Consider the following 13,455-nt stretch of genomic DNA (forward strand, 5'->3'; position numbering starts at 1 on the left):
CCGGTCTGCCTCCATCGTCCGTAACGCCTGACCTGTATCTCCGGACAGCCCGATGTCGGGGCGACGCGGTAGCTTGGTGGCTGCTCACCACGGCCGCCCATCACAGCTGCCACCACGAGGGAAGAGAGATCGTGACGACGTCTATTCATCAGCGGATCGCCGAAGAGCTGGGTGTGCGCGAACGGCAGGTGCAGGCGGCCGTGGAACTGCTCGACGGCGGGGCCACCGTGCCGTTCATCGCCCGCTACCGCAAGGAAGCCACCGAGATGCTCGACGACGCGCAGCTGCGCACGCTCGAGGAGCGGCTCCGCTACCTGCGTGAGCTGGAGGAGCGGCGCGCCGCGATCCTGGAGTCGATCCGCGGCCAGGGCAAGCTCGACGACGCCCTCGCCGCGCAGATCGCGGCGGCCGACTCCAAGGCCCGGCTGGAGGACATCTACCTCCCCTACAAGCCCAAGCGGCGGACCAAGGCGCAGATCGCCAGGGAGGCCGGGCTCGGACCCCTGGCCGAGGGCCTGCTCGCCGACCCGTCGGTCGACCCGCAGGCCGCCGCGGCGGCGTTCGTCGGCGAGGGGGTGGCCGACGCGGCCGCCGCGCTCGACGGGGCCCGGGCGATCCTGGTCGAGCGGTTCGGCGAGGACGCCGACCTGGTCGGGGAGCTGCGCGAGCGGATGTGGGGCAAGGGGCGCCTGGTCGCTGCGGTCCGCGAGGGCAAGGAGGAGGAGGGGGCCAAGTTCTCCGACTACTTCGACTTCGCCGAGCCGTTCACCAAGCTGCCCTCCCACCGGATCCTGGCGATGTTCCGGGGGGAGAAGGAGGAGATCCTCACCCTCACCCTGGAGCCGGAGGAGGAGCCCACCGGCACCTACGAGGGGCGCATCGCCCACCGCTTCGGCATCTCCGACCAGGGACGCCCGGCCGACAAGTGGCTGGCCGACACCGTCCGCTGGGCCTGGCGCACCCGCATCCTCGTCCACCTCGGCATCGACCTGCGGATGCGCATGTGGCAGGCCGCCGAGGACGAGGCGGTGCGCGTGTTCGCCGCCAACCTTCGCGACCTGCTGCTCGCCGCCCCCGCGGGGACCCGCGCGACCATGGGGCTCGACCCGGGTCTGCGCACCGGGGTGAAGGTCGCGGTGGTGGACGCCACCGGGAAGGTGCTGGCCACCGACACGATCTACCCCCACGAGCCGCGCCGCCAGTGGGACCAGTCACTGGCCACGCTGGCCACGCTGGCCAAGAGGCACGGCGTGGAGCTGGTCTCGATCGGCAACGGCACCGCGTCGAGAGAGACCGACAAGCTGGCGGGCGAGCTGGTGAAGCTGGTCCCCGGGCTCACCAAGATCGTGGTGTCGGAGGCCGGCGCCTCGGTCTACTCCGCCTCCGCCTTCGCCTCCCAGGAGCTGCCCGGCATGGACGTGTCCCTGCGCGGCGCGGTGTCGATCGCGCGCCGGCTCCAGGACCCGCTGGCCGAGCTCGTCAAGATCGACCCCAAGTCGATCGGCGTCGGCCAATACCAGCACGACCTCGCCGAGACCAAGCTCTCGCGCTCGCTCGACGCGGTGGTCGAGGACTGCGTGAACGCCGTCGGCGTCGACGTCAACACCGCCTCGGCGCCGCTGCTAACCCGGGTCTCGGGCATCGGCTCCGGCCTCGCCGAGAACATCGTCCAGCACCGCGACGCCAACGGCCCGTTCCGCTCCCGCAAGGCGCTGAAGGACGTGGCCAGGCTCGGCCCCAAGGCATTCGAGCAGTGCGCGGGCTTCCTGCGCATCCCCGGCGGCGACGACCCGCTCGACGCCTCCAGCGTGCACCCCGAGGCCTACCCCGTGGTCCGCCGGATCCTGTCGGCCACCGGCGGCGGCATCAAGGAGCTGATCGGCAACGGCACGGCGCTGCGGGCCCTGCGGCCGCAGGATTTCGTCGACGACACCTTCGGTCTGCCGACCGTCACCGACATCCTGTCGGAGCTGGAGAAGCCCGGCCGCGACCCCCGCCCGGCCTTCAAGACCGCGACCTTCAAGGAGGGCGTGGAGAAGATCTCCGATCTCAAGGCCGGCATGCTGCTGGAGGGCGTGGTCACCAACGTCGCCGCCTTCGGCGCGTTCGTCGACGTCGGCGTGCACCAGGACGGCCTGGTCCACGTCTCGGCCCTGTCGCACAACTTCGTCAAGGACCCCCGCGAGGTGGTCAAGCCCGGTGACATCGTCCGGGTGAAGGTGCTCGACGTCGACATCCCCCGCAAGCGCATCTCGCTCACCCTGCGCCTGGAGGACGAGCCCGCCAAGGGCTCCGGCCGGCGCGACCAGCAGGGCGGCGAGCGGCGTGACAACGGCCGGCGGGGCGGCCAGCAGCAGGGACGCGGTGGCCAGCAGCAGGGACGGGGCGGCCAGCGGCAGGACCGCGGCCAGCAGCGCGGCGCGCCCAGCGGCGCGATGGCCGACGCGCTGCGCCGCGCCGGACTCGACGGCTCCGGCGGCAACCGCTAGTGCGGTGACCGCACGCCTTCACCGGGTCCGGTCTCCCCAGGGCCCCGGTACGGCGGGCGGTGACGCCGGGCGGGTCAGTGACGCCGGGCAGGTCGGCACCGGCAGGCACCGGTACGGCGGACGGGTCGGTCTCGGCGGACGGTGACGCCGGGCGGGTCGGCACCGGCAGGCACGGGCAGGCACCGGTACGGCGGACGGGTCGGTCTCGGCAGGCGCTGGTACGGCGGGCGGGGCGGTAGGCGTTCCCGGTCGCCGGAGCGGTGATACCGGCCACGAGAGGGCGGCAGCAGGGCTCGATCGACGGCGGAGACCTCCGATGTGGTGGAGGGTCTGGGTTCCACACCACATCGGAGGTCTCCGTGTCCCGCCGCCACGCCCGCCCGACGGTTCACCGCAGGCCACACTGCCGGCCGGGCGGGTCAGAGCGGCAAGGGGTCAGCGGCGGCGGAGCAGGGGCATGGCGGCCAGGACGAGGCCGACGGCCAGTGTGGCCAGGCCGATCCAGAACCACTCCTTGGCTCCGCTCATGAAGCTGCCGCCCACGTATCCGAGGCCCTGGAGCGTCCAGGTGCCGCCCATGAGGATGAGCAGGGCGCCGAGCCCGATCGGGAGCCAGATTCTCATCGCGCACCCGCCCGGCGGGAGCGGAGATCGTCGGACGGGGCGGTCCCGGCCGTGTGCTGGACCGCCTGGCAGTTGACGTGTGGCACCGAGCCTCCTGAAGCTGTCGTCCGTTGCCGGTCAGGCGCGGGCGAGGCACAGCCTCAGCCGGTCCTGCCGGTGCCGGCCGATCCGGTCGGCCGGTCCGTGATATTCGTCGATGCTGGCAGGACCGGCATTACCCGCACAACCGGCACTATCCATAGATACAGCCAGCGATCCCATGGATACGGGCTTCCGGCCCCGCCGGTCAGGAGAAGTCGGCGGCGAGCAGCCCGAACAGCGCCTCGTCGACGAAGGACCCGGCCACCCAGGCGTGGTCTCGGAGCGTGCCCTCGCGCCGGAAGCCGACCTTCTCCGCCGAGGCGATCATGGCGGTGTTGGTGGCGAGCGTCTCCAGCCCCAGCCGGTGCAGGCCGCGGATCCGGAAAGCGTAGTCGCACAGCACCCGCAGCACGTCGGGGGCGTATCCCCGCCCTCGGGCCTCGGGCAGCAGCGTGATCCCCAGGTGGCCGTTGCGGTTGAGGGTGTCGATCCCCCAGACCAGGCAGGAGCCGAGCAGGTCGCCCTCGGAGAGCGACTCGACGGCGAAGCCGACGTTGGCGGGATCGGGCTCCCGCCGCTCGTATCGGGCGATGGCCCGGTCGACCGGCTCGGGGACCCACGGCCCCGCCGTGGAGCTGACCGCCGTGTCCACGTCGTCGTGCAACCGGTGCAGCGCGACCAGATCGTCTTTCGTCACGGCCCTGAGCAGAACCCTGTCTCCACGGAGCATAAGTGGAACCCTAACGCCGGACCGCGTGCAACCGGTCGTCAAGCGGTCCGCAGGCACCCTCCGTTACCCATGGCGAGCACCGCACACGAGACGATCGGAAAGCTCGATGAACCGCACCACGACGAAACTGCTCTGGGTGGCGCCGCTGCCGCTCGCCATCGCCGGCATGCTGGCGGCCACGAGCGGTGTCGGCCTCTGGGGGGTGGGGGTCTTCGTCGTCTGCCTGGGCGGTTTCGTCGCCATGGGATTTCTCGTCTCGGACGCCTCGGGCGACTCCCATCTCCTGCGGACCGGCGTGCCCGCCAGCGCGCTGATCACCGCCATGGACACCACCGGCTGGCAGGTCAACGGCCGGCACGTGGTGGTCTTCGGCCTGCGCGTCACCCCGGCGTCGGGCGTGCCGTACGAGGTGCCGGAGCACCGGCAGCAGGTCCCGCCGATCCTGCTGGGCGGGGTGCTGCCGGGGATGACCGTGCGGGTCCGCACGGATCCGGCCGACCCGCAGAGGCTGTGCGTCGACTGGTCGGTGCTGCCGGTCCACGACGAGACAGGGCACGACGGGACAGGACACGCCACGGCGGGACACGCCTGAACAGGCAGCGGCCGTGCGTCGACTGGTCGGTGCTGCCGGTCCACGGCGGGACAGGACATGCCACGGCAGGGCATGCCTGAACCGCTCGCGGCTCTCGGGGCGGCAGGCGACGAGGCCGCTGCCGGCGGTGTGCAGGTCTCCTCCGGCGGCCGGCAGTGCGGCAAGCTCGGCCCGGACCGCGCCGCCCCGGCCGCCTTCGCCGGCGCCGTACGGCAGGTCATCGACGCCGGCGGGGCGGCGCGGGACCGCGGCCAGGGGTCAGAGCAGGCGCCTGATGTCGCCGTAGGCCCGGTAGAAGCCGCCGCGCTCCGAGAAGCGCACACCCTCGACGAGATAGCGGGCCCCCGCCTCACGCACCCCCTTGGGGAACTGGACGTTGCGCCGCGTGTCGTAGCCCTCGCTGATCACTCGCACCCGGAGCCGCTCACCCTCCTGGACGCACTCCACGACCACACCGCGGTCGGCGCCGGAGACGGCCTCCAGCGTCACGCTCTCCAGCGCCGCGGTCGGTTCCACCACGGCCAGACCGGCCGCCGCCTTGACGTCCATCGGCTCGGGGACGGTGCCGTCCTGAGCCGCCCTGATCGCCTCCTCCGTGGCGTCGATGCAGGCCAGGGTGCCGTCGGTGGTCACGATGTAGAGGCGGTCGTCGAGGTATTGCATGGAGAAGGCCGAGCCGCAGCCGGTGGCCAGCTTCCACAGGCGCTCACCGTTCCGGTCGAAGCAGTAGACCGAGGAGTGGTTGTCCCCGGCGAAGACGTAACGGCCATCGGGCGCGGTGGCGCAGGAGAAGACGGTGGCGTCGCAGCGGTAGACCCCCTGGCTCGCGCCGTCGGACTTGCGGAGCCGGTGCACGGTGCCGCGGTCCGTACCGGCGTAGACCGAGTCAGTCTCCTGCCAGCCGAACAGCACCGCGCCGTTGAGCGACGTCTCCCAGACCGGCGCGCCGTCGGCGGCGTCGTAGCGGGCCACGCCGGTGGAGTGCCCGTGGTAGACGGCCTCGTCGTCGCAGCGGACCATCCAGGCCGAGTCGCCCCGTCCCTTCCGGGCCCACTGGAACTCGTCCTCGTGGTCGATGGTGGTGATCCGGCCGGCCCGGTCGGAGACGCCCAGCACGCCGTCGTGGATGTCCAGCCAGTAGATGTCGACGTCTTCGGCGATCTCGTAGGCGAGCCGGGGCACCTTCCCGCTGAGGTCGTAGACCTTGCCGTCGTCGGCGCCCGCGTAGATCCAGAAGTCGTCGGCGACGATGCACTTCACACCGTCGGGCAGCCGGAAGCGGCCGGTGACGGTGCCGGTGTGGGTGACGGTGTAGACGTCGCCGTTCTGGTTGCCGACCCAGCAGCGCTCGGAGTCGACGAAGATCCCGAACGCCGCCGCGCCGCTGGCGAAGCGCCACAGCACCGGTGCCTGGGTGGCGGTGGAGCGGACGCTCACCGTGCTGCGCCGGGTGACCGCCCGGCGCTGGCGGACCCCGCGCACCGCGGGCGCGTATCCCCTGCGGACCTTCTCGCCGATCTTCTTCGCCGCCGCCGCCTCGGCCTTCTCCGGGGTGGTGAAGGCCGACACCTTGGACTGCCCCGGCTCACCGATCCGGCCGTAACTGATCGTCACCTGGAGCCCGTCGAGCACGACCTCGTAGAACTTGTGCGAGCTGCCGCCGTCCTCGGACAGCTCCAGGTACGTGCTCCGTGCCGTCATGCCACACCTCTCCGTTGTCGACTTTCCGCGGAGCGTACGGCAGTCGGGCGACAAAACGGGGGAACAGCGACAGAACGGGGAGTGAGATCTGAACCGCCGCCCGGCAGGAGGGGATATCGCGCCCTCACGGGCCCGCGGACCTTCAACTCCCCGGCGGCGGACTCCCGGGCGGCGGGCCCGCCGGGGACGGACCCTCAGGTGACGGGTCCCCGGACACCGGCCTCCCGGGCGGCGGGCCCGTGGCCTCGTGTCCTGGATATCCCGGATGTCCCGGTCGGCGCCGGGCCTCGTCCTCCTGGCGGTGATGGATCAGCGCGACGGCGACCGAGGTCACCGGGGCGGCCAGGAAGGCGCCGACGATCCCGGCGAGGACGCTGCCCAGCGCGATGACGATCAGGATGACCGCGCTGGGCAGCTCCAGCGCCCGGCCGTAGATCTGCGGCGCGAGCACGTGCCCCTCCAACTGCTGGACCAGCACGGTGACCGCGACCACGATCAGCGCCACCAGCCAGCCCTTGGCCACGAAGGCCACGACCGCCGCCAGCAGACCCGCCGTGAACGCGCCCACGACCGGCAGGAACGCCCCGGCGAACGTCAGCACGGCCAGCGGCAGGGCGATCGGCACACGCAGGATCCACAGCGCGACCCCGATGAAGAACCCGTCGACCAGGCCGACGATCGCCACCCCCCGGATGTAACGGCTGACGACGTCGAAGATCACCGTGCCGCTCTCACGCAGGGTCGGCCTGACCCCGCTGGGGGCCAGGCCGGTGATCCACGCGAAGAGCCGGTCGCCACTGTGTACGAAGTAGATCGACAGGATCATGGCCAGCACCAGGCCGACCAGGATCTCCCCCACGGTGCGCGCGCCCGCCAGGGCACCGTGGGCGATCTCTCCGCCCTGCCGGCTCAGATACTGCCTGACCTGCTCGGACAGTCGGGAGATCGTCTTTTCGTCCAGGCCGAGGGTCGACGCCAGCGACTGCAGGTCGCCGCCCGCCTTGCCGAAGCTCCGCTGCAGCTCGGCCACGCCGGCGATGGTGGGCGGCACGAGCAGCGCGACGAGCGCCGCCAGGACGAGGAACCCGCCGAGGCAGACGGCGGTGGTGGCGAGCCCCCGGCCCATCCCGCGCCTCCTGAGCCACCGGTAGGGCGGGAGCAGGAGGGTGCTGATGGCCAGCCCGAGGATGACGGGGATGACCACCGCCTGGACCACGTAGAGGACCCACAGGATCACGGCGACCAGGGCGATGACCCCGAGCGCCCGCCACGCCGTGTCGCCCGCCCGCCACAGCCTCCCGCCGTCCCCGGCGGGGCCGATGCGCTCCCCCATGCTGGCCCCCTTCCCCACGGGGATCACCAGCAACCCTGCTGAGCTGGGCGGACGCGGGCCCGGCGGAGCCCTCAGCCCGGCTGAGCGGGCGCGGGTCCGGCGAGATCCTCAGCCGCGTGGCGCGTGTCCGATGACGGCCACCCCACCGGCGTCCCGGCGGTCAGGCCGGGACCCGTCCACGGCCGTCCCCCAGATCAGGGAACCGGCGGTGGACACCCCGCCGCGGGCGGCGGGGGTCCGGCCGGAGCCGGGATCGGACCGGAGCGCGGCGGCAGACCCGCACACGCCCGGCGCGCTCACCCCGCCGGCGGCCCAGCGCGGTACGCGCCCCTCGCGCGTCCCCGGCCGGGCCGGCCACGCGCCGCCGGTCCCGGTGGAGGCGGGGAGGGCGGGCGGCGGCCAGGACCTGGCGACGGCCCCGGCCGCGGCCGTACCCGGCCGCCGCCACCATGCCGAGCAGGGCCAGCACCGCCACCTCCAGGACCACCACCATCCGCTGGGTGACCCCCGCGGGGATGTCGTCGTTGGTCAGGTCGATGCCGGCCATCCGCACGACGTACGGCAGGACCACCAGGACCAGCACGCCCAGGCAGGCCAGGCTCAGCAGCCGCACCGGCCGCGCGTGACGGCTCGCGGCGTGCCGCCGGGCCAGCATCAGGCCCGCCACCGGCATCGTCAGGAAGGCCACGAACGCCGCGTACCGGTGGATGCCACCGGACATCGACAGCGGCACCCCGGGTTCGTCGGTGGGGAAGGCGCCGATCAGCAGCATGCACAGACCCCAGACGCCGACCAGCAGCGCGGCCCCGCGGTCCTCGCCGCGCCGGAACAGCGCGGTGCCGAAGGCCGCCGCGCCCGCGGCGAAGAACGTGAGCGAGACGGGCAGCAGCCAGCCGTCCGGCTCGAACGCGTACTCGCTGATCACCGTGTGCACCGGATCGAGGCCGGTGGCCACGTGCAGCCCGAACATCGCCACGGCCCCGGCGCCGATCGCCGCGTAGCCGCCCAGGATCATCCTGGATCCAGATAAAGCCTGACTCCCCATGGCTCAACCATGGCGACGGGCCGTTGTCCGGAGTACCAGAAATGATCCCCAGTCGCCCCTGAGCGATCCCGGAGGGACTCCGGGGCGGAGTGGTGCCCGCATCAGGGGGGACGGCTCCGGTACGACCGCCGTGAGCTGGGGAAACAGCGCGGAAGGTAGTGCCTGCCCCCTCAGGGTCGCGTCTCCGGGGGGACCCCGCTTGACTTCGAGCGCGCTCTAAGGAGGAAGGTGGTCTCCATGGGGATCACCATCCAGGAGGCCTCGCGCAAGTCGGGGCTGAGCGCGCACACGCTGCGCTACTACGAGCGCATCGGACTCATCCACCAGGTGGACCGGGACCCGAGCGGGCACCGCGCCTACACCGCGCCCGACCTGGACTGGCTCGAATTCCTCACCAAACTGCGCGCGACCGGCATGCCGATCGCGGACATGTGCCGCTACGCCGAGCTGCGCAGGCAGGGTCCGGAGACCTTCGCCGAGCGGCGGCGGATGCTGGAGATCCACCGTGACCGCGTCAGGACGCAGATCGCGCAGCTCACCGAGGACCTCGGCGTCCTCGACTACAAGATCGACTTTTACAACGCGCTGGAGGGCCAATGAACAGGCGCCGTCTCGGTCAGGGAGGTCCGGAGGTCTCGGCCATCGGACTCGGCTGCATGGGAATGTCGGAGTTCTACGGCACGGCCGACGAGGCCGAGTCCATCGAGGTCATCCACCGTGCCCTCGACCTGGGGGTGAACTTCCTCGACACCGCCGACATGTACGGCAGGGGCCACAACGAGGAGCTGGTCGGCCGGGCGGTCAGGGACCGCAGGGACGAGGTGGTGCTGGCCACCAAGTTCGGCATCGTCCGGGGTGAGGACCCGGCCCGCCGCGGCATCGACGGCAGCCCCGCCTATGTGAAGAAGGCCGCCGACGCCTCGCTCCAGCGGCTGGGCGTGGACCACATCGACCTCTACTACCTGCACCGGCGTGACCCGAACGTGCCCATCGAGGAGACGGTCGGCGCGATGGCCGAGCTGGTCGCCGAGGGCAAGGTCGGCCGGATCGGCCTGTCGGAGGTGAGCGCCGAGACGCTGCGCAAGGCGCACGCCACCCACCCGATCGCCGCCCTGCAGAGTGAATACTCGCTGTTCACCAGGGGCCTGGAGGAGGAGATCCTGCCGGCCGCCCGGGAGCTGGGCATCGCGCTGGTGGCCTACTCGCCGATCAGCCGGGGGCTGCTCGGCGGCGCGCTGGCCCCGGCCGAGGAACTGCCCGACGACGACTTCCGCAAGAACCTGCCCCGCTTCACCGGGGCGAACGGGGCACGCAACGAGGAGCTCGTCAGCGAGGTCCGCAGGATCGCCGACGAGGTGGGCTGCACGCCGGCCCAGCTCTCCCTGGCCTGGCTGCTGACCCGGGGCGAGGACGTCATCCCGATCCCGGGGACCAAGCGGCTGCGCTACCTGGAGGAGAACGCGGCGGCGGCCGACGTCACGCTGACCCCCGGTCAGCTCGCCGAGCTCGACGCCGCCGTGCCGGCCGGGGCCGCCCTCGGCGACCGCTACCCGGACATGTCCTCCGTCGAGCGCTGACCCGCGCGGGGGCCGAGCCCCGGGCGGGACCGGCTCCCGCGCCGGGGTGCCGCCGGGCCGGGGCTCGGCCGTCCCCGGGGCCGACCGGGGAGCGGCCGTCCCCGGGGCCGTCAGGGTCGGCTCGGGGCTGTTATCCGCCTCAAGGCGGATTTCACCGCCCGGGTGCCCGCTCTACCCTCACCTCATGAGCCAACGCCCGCCCCCCACCGCGATCGACTGGCTGATCGCGGTGGTCATGGCGCTGTTCGCGGTCGCCGAGGAGGTCGGCGACCGCGCCTTCGTGGCGGACCGCCCGCATCCCGGCTGGTGGATCACGGTCGCCGCCGCCTCGGTGCTGATCCTCCTGCGCCGGCGCGCGCCCGCCACCGTGACGTACGTCTACTCGCTGGCGGCCGTCGCGGCGTTCGCCTACTTCGGTGAGTCCGCGTCGGCCTGGCAGTTCTGTGCCCAGCTCCTGCTGCTGTTCACCCTGCTCAGTGAGGTGCCGCCACGAGATCCGCGGGCTGTCGCCGGGCTGGCCGTGACGGCGCTGTTCGTCGGCGCGATGATGTTCGCGCCCCCCGGGCCTCCGGGGCCGGGGGACGCGGCGGTCGCGCTGGTGATGACCTCCATCACCGGCGGGGCAGGCGTCGCCGTACGGCGTCACCGGCAGCTGGCGTTCCACGCGCAGGAGCGCGGCGAGCTGCTCGCCCGGGAGGCGGTGAGCAAGGAGCGGACCAGGATCGCGCGCGAGCTGCACGACGTCGTCGCGCACAGCGTCAGCGTGATGGTCATGCAGGCGGGAGCCGCGCGGCTGATGCTCCGGCCCGAGCAGGTCACCGAGCGCGAGGCGCTGAACGTGGTGGAGGAGACGGGCCGGGAGGCGGTGGAGGAACTGCGCCGCATGCTCGGGCTGCTCCGCACCGGCCGCGAGGGCGACGGATTGGCGCCGCAGCCGAGCCTGGCCCGGCTGGACGACCTGGTCGAGCAGATGCGCGCGGCCGGTCTCGACGTCAGGCTGAGCGTCGAGGGCGAGCCGGTGCCGCTCCCGGCGGGGCTGGACCTGTCGGCCTACCGGATCGTCCAGGCGGCGCTGGCCAACACCCTCCGGCACGCGGGCCCCACCGGGGTGGAGGTGACGGTCGCCTACCGGCCCCGGGCGCTGTCCTTGGAGATCCTCGACGAGGGGCCCCGCGCGGACCGTGCCGGGTCCGCGGGCGAGCCGGGGCACGGGCTGATCGGCATGCGCGAGCGGGTCGCGCTCTTCCACGGCCGGCTGTCGGCCGGACCGCTGCCCGGCGGCGGGTACGGCGTGCGGGTCACACTCCCGCTGGTCGCGCGGATCAGGCCGGGCGAGGTGGTCGCGTGAGCGTCCCCGTCCCTGTCCCCGTCCCTGTCCCCTCAGACCGTGTCCTCCCGGACCGTGCCCCCTCAGACCGCGCCGACCCGTAAGGATGCCGTGACCGCCGGGCGACCTCGGATGGTTACCGTACGGTCACATGCACAGTAAGCAGCTCGCCATCGTCGGCGTGGCCACACTGACGGCCCTGGCCGTCCCGGCAGTGGCGCACGCCTCCCCCGACACGTCGGTGACGGTGACCGTGATGGGCACCTCTGACCTGCACGGCAACACCCTGAACTGGGACTACTTCAAGAACGCCGAGTTCACCGACAGCAAGGGCAACGACGTCGGCCTGGCCAAGGTCTCGACGCTGGTGAACAAGATCCGTGCCGAGCGCGGCGCGGATCGGACCTTGCTGTTCGACTCCGGCGACACCATCCAGGGCACGCCGCTGGCCTACTACTACGCCAAGATGGAGCCGGTCAACGAGACGGGCCGGCTCCACCCGATGGCCCGCGCGATGAACGCCATCGGATACGACGCGGTGACCCTGGGCAACCACGAGTTCAACTACGGGCTCCCGCTGCTGGCCACCTGGGTCAGGCAGATGAAGGCCCCGGTGCTCGGCGCCAACGCCGTCCACGACAGGTCGGGACTGCCCGCCTACCAGCCGTTCACCATCAAGACGATGCGGATCAAGGGCGAGAGGCCGGTCCGGGTCGGCGTGCTCGGCCTGACCAACCCGGGCGTGGCGATCTGGGACAAGGCCAACGTCGAGGGCCGGCTCCGCTTCACCGACCTGGTGCAGAGCGCCAGGAAGTGGGTCCCGGTCATCCGCGGTCTGGGCGCGGACGTGGTCGTGGTCACCGCGCACGCGGGCGACAGCGGGATGTCCTCCTACGGCGGCGACCTGCCCGTCGAGAACGCCTCGGCCATGGTCGCCGAGGAGGTGCCGGGCATCGACGCGGTGCTGTTCGGGCACGCGCACAACGAGGTGGCGCAGCGGTACGTCACCAACAAGGCCACCGGCCGGCAGGTGCTGCTCACCGAGCCCAGCAAGTGGGGCCAGCGGCTGAGCGTGATCGACTTCCAGCTCACCAAGCAGCGCGGCCGGTGGACGGTGACCGGCAAGTCCTCCACCACGCTGAACACCAACACGGTGGCCGAGGACCCGAAGATCGTCGCGCTCATGAAGGAGCAGCACGACACCACGGTCAAATACGTCAACACGGTGGTGGCCCAGTCCAAGGAGGAGCTGTCGGCGGCCGAGTCGCCGTACAAGGACACCCCGATCCTGGACTACATCCAGAAGGTCCAGACCGAGACGGTCAAGAAGGCGCTGGAGGGCACGGCGGACGCCGGGCTGCCGGTGCTGTCGATCGCCGCGCCGTTCAGCAGGACCGCGACCTTCCCGGCCGGGCCGGTGAGCGTGCGGGACATGGCGGGCCTGTACATCTACGACAACACGCTGATGGCCGTGAAGCTCACCGGGGCTCAGCTCAAGGACTATCTGGAGTATTCGGCCAGGTACTACAACCAGCTCGCGCCGGAGGCCCCGGTCGATCTCGCCACGCTGACCAACGCCAACGGCACCCCCGACTACAACTACGACCAGCTGTCCGGCGTCAGCTACGACGTCGACGTCGCCAAGCCGGTCGGTCAGCGGATCGCCGGGCTGTCCTACCAGGGACAGCCGGTCGCCGCCGACCAGCAGTTCGTGGTCGCGGTCAACAACTACCGCCAGTCCGGCGGCGGCGGCTTCCCGCACGTGACGACCGCCCCGGTGGTCTACAACGCGCAGGTGGAGATCCGCCAGGCACTGATCGACTACGCCACGGCGACCGGGGTCATCGACCCCGCCGGGTTCGCCGAGGCCGGCTGGCGGCTGACCCGCGACGGCAAGCCGCTGTTCTGACGGCAGGCCGCTGTTCTGACGGCTGGGCGCGCCGCGGCCGCGGCGCG

The 13,455-nt window shown here is 72.2% G+C and carries 10 protein-coding genes and 2 pseudogenes; 6 read left to right on the plus strand and 6 right to left on the minus strand.

Annotation, left to right across the window (positions count from 1 at the left end):
* The first annotated feature begins 131 nt into the window (after positions 1–131).
* Positions 132–2,489 carry a Tex family protein gene (locus tag ACWDS7_RS04605; protein WP_306865849.1) on the plus strand — a complete coding sequence of 786 codons (2,358 nt, stop codon included), beginning with the start codon at positions 132–134 and terminating at the stop codon, positions 2,487–2,489.
* A gap of 435 nt (positions 2,490–2,924) precedes the next feature.
* On the opposite strand, the gene ACWDS7_RS04610 is transcribed toward ACWDS7_RS04605, so the two are convergent.
* Positions 2,925–3,113 carry a hypothetical protein gene (locus ACWDS7_RS04610; RefSeq protein ID WP_306865847.1) on the minus strand — a complete coding sequence of 63 codons (189 nt, stop codon included), beginning with the start codon at positions 3,111–3,113 and terminating at the stop codon, positions 2,925–2,927.
* Positions 3,114–3,399: 286 nt separating this feature from the next.
* Positions 3,400–3,924 (minus strand): GNAT family N-acetyltransferase, encoded by a 525-nt coding sequence (locus tag ACWDS7_RS04615; RefSeq protein ID WP_306865845.1) that lies wholly within the window; start codon positions 3,922–3,924, stop codon positions 3,400–3,402.
* Positions 3,925–4,030: 106 nt separating this feature from the next.
* Here ACWDS7_RS04615 and ACWDS7_RS04620 point away from each other — a divergent pair, with 106 nt between their 5' ends.
* Positions 4,031–4,516, plus strand: a complete 486-nt coding sequence (locus tag ACWDS7_RS04620) for a hypothetical protein (protein WP_451928108.1) — start codon at positions 4,031–4,033, stop codon at positions 4,514–4,516.
* A gap of 258 nt (positions 4,517–4,774) precedes the next feature.
* Here ACWDS7_RS04620 and ACWDS7_RS04625 read toward each other — a convergent pair whose 3' ends face one another.
* The 4 genes and pseudogenes from ACWDS7_RS04625 to ACWDS7_RS04640 all read right to left on the minus strand — a co-directional run.
* Positions 4,775–6,217, minus strand: coding sequence for a WGR domain-containing protein (locus ACWDS7_RS04625; RefSeq protein WP_451928109.1), 1,443 nt, complete (start codon positions 6,215–6,217; stop codon positions 4,775–4,777).
* Positions 6,218–6,359: 142 nt separating this feature from the next.
* The gene (locus tag ACWDS7_RS04630; RefSeq protein WP_451928110.1) at positions 6,360–7,550 is read right to left on the minus strand and encodes an AI-2E family transporter; all 1,191 of its coding nucleotides are present in this window, start codon (positions 7,548–7,550) and stop codon (positions 6,360–6,362) included.
* Positions 7,551–7,658: 108 nt separating this feature from the next.
* A pseudogene (locus tag ACWDS7_RS04635) lies at positions 7,659–7,859 on the minus strand (YnfA family protein); the annotation flags it as partial.
* A 154-nt stretch (positions 7,860–8,013) separates the two neighbouring features.
* Positions 8,014–8,595: pseudogene (locus ACWDS7_RS04640) on the minus strand (DUF998 domain-containing protein); the annotation flags it as partial.
* A 237-nt stretch (positions 8,596–8,832) separates the two neighbouring features.
* On the opposite strand from ACWDS7_RS04640, the gene ACWDS7_RS04645 reads away from it, so the two are divergent.
* The 4 genes from ACWDS7_RS04645 (at position 8,833) to ACWDS7_RS04660 (ending at position 13,408) form a co-directional block, all read left to right on the plus strand.
* Positions 8,833–9,195: a MerR family transcriptional regulator gene (locus tag ACWDS7_RS04645; protein WP_306865836.1), complete on the plus strand. Its 363-nt coding sequence runs from the start codon at positions 8,833–8,835 to the stop codon at positions 9,193–9,195.
* Positions 9,192–10,172 carry an aldo/keto reductase gene (locus tag ACWDS7_RS04650; RefSeq protein WP_451928111.1) on the plus strand — a complete coding sequence of 327 codons (981 nt, stop codon included), beginning with the start codon at positions 9,192–9,194 and terminating at the stop codon, positions 10,170–10,172. The genes ACWDS7_RS04645 and ACWDS7_RS04650 overlap by 4 nt, the downstream gene beginning before the upstream one ends.
* A gap of 184 nt (positions 10,173–10,356) precedes the next feature.
* Positions 10,357–11,520 carry a sensor histidine kinase gene (locus ACWDS7_RS04655; RefSeq protein ID WP_451928112.1) on the plus strand — a complete coding sequence of 388 codons (1,164 nt, stop codon included), beginning with the start codon at positions 10,357–10,359 and terminating at the stop codon, positions 11,518–11,520.
* Between the two features lie 130 nt (positions 11,521–11,650).
* The gene (locus ACWDS7_RS04660; protein WP_451928113.1) at positions 11,651–13,408 is read left to right on the plus strand and encodes a bifunctional metallophosphatase/5'-nucleotidase; all 1,758 of its coding nucleotides are present in this window, start codon (positions 11,651–11,653) and stop codon (positions 13,406–13,408) included.
* The last annotated feature ends 47 nt before the right edge of the window (positions 13,409–13,455 follow it).

It is taken from the genome of Streptosporangium sp. NPDC003464 (genome assembly GCF_053588315.1).

What these genes read in the sequence shown, in the direction of transcription:
- ACWDS7_RS04610 (WP_306865847.1), bottom strand. Translation starts at nt 3,113, where the DNA reads ATGAGAATCTGGCTCCCGATCGGGCTCGGCGCCCTGCTCATCCTCATG.
- ACWDS7_RS04615 (WP_306865845.1), bottom strand. Translation starts at nt 3,924, where the DNA reads ATGCTCCGTGGAGACAGGGTTCTGCTCAGGGCCGTGACGAAAGACGAT.
- ACWDS7_RS04620 (WP_451928108.1), top strand. Translation starts at nt 4,031, where the DNA reads ATGAACCGCACCACGACGAAACTGCTCTGGGTGGCGCCGCTGCCGCTC.
- ACWDS7_RS04625 (WP_451928109.1), bottom strand. Translation starts at nt 6,217, where the DNA reads ATGACGGCACGGAGCACGTACCTGGAGCTGTCCGAGGACGGCGGCAGC.
- ACWDS7_RS04630 (WP_451928110.1), bottom strand. Translation starts at nt 7,550, where the DNA reads ATGGGGGAGCGCATCGGCCCCGCCGGGGACGGCGGGAGGCTGTGGCGG.
- ACWDS7_RS04645 (WP_306865836.1), top strand. Translation starts at nt 8,833, where the DNA reads ATGGGGATCACCATCCAGGAGGCCTCGCGCAAGTCGGGGCTGAGCGCG.
- ACWDS7_RS04650 (WP_451928111.1), top strand. Translation starts at nt 9,192, where the DNA reads ATGAACAGGCGCCGTCTCGGTCAGGGAGGTCCGGAGGTCTCGGCCATC.
- ACWDS7_RS04655 (WP_451928112.1), top strand. Translation starts at nt 10,357, where the DNA reads ATGAGCCAACGCCCGCCCCCCACCGCGATCGACTGGCTGATCGCGGTG.
- ACWDS7_RS04660 (WP_451928113.1), top strand. Translation starts at nt 11,651, where the DNA reads ATGCACAGTAAGCAGCTCGCCATCGTCGGCGTGGCCACACTGACGGCC.